The 485-nt window shown below is 42.1% G+C and carries 1 rRNA gene; it reads left to right on the forward strand.

The annotated features are described in order from the left end of the window. Positions 1-403: 403 nt before the first annotated feature. Positions 404-485 (forward strand): 23S ribosomal RNA (locus ACXAGC_RS20490); the annotation flags it as partial.

Consider the following 485-nt stretch of genomic DNA (forward strand, 5'->3'; position numbering starts at 1 on the left):
ACCTGTTCTTTAACAATTTGGAAAGCTGATATTAGTAATCAATCAAATTGAGTAACTGAGAATATCGAAAGATGTTCTTTCAAAAGCTACTCTATCTGACAAACGTGTAGTAAGAAGGCTGACATACACAACTGAGTGTACTGTTCGTCCTCCTTGCGCAAAAGTCGACAAACAACGTCGATTTTGCACGAACATTGATTAGACAGTCATGCATACAACAGTGCTTAGATGCACACCTGACTCCGGATAAAAAGGCGGAGGTTAGGCAGCTGAAACCCATTCTTTCAACGTGTCGCACGTTTTGGGTGGAAGTGAATGGTTGTGAACACTTATTCCTTACTCATGTGAATAAGCAGAAACAACGACTTAAGGTTTACCTTAAGGAAGCTATTTAGGGTTGTATGGTTAAGTGACTAAGCGTATACGGTGGATGCCTTGGCAGTAAGAGGCGATGAAGGACGTGTAAGTCTGCGAAAAGCGGTGGC

Source organism: Alteromonas sp. AWJ4_197 (assembly GCF_056160285.1).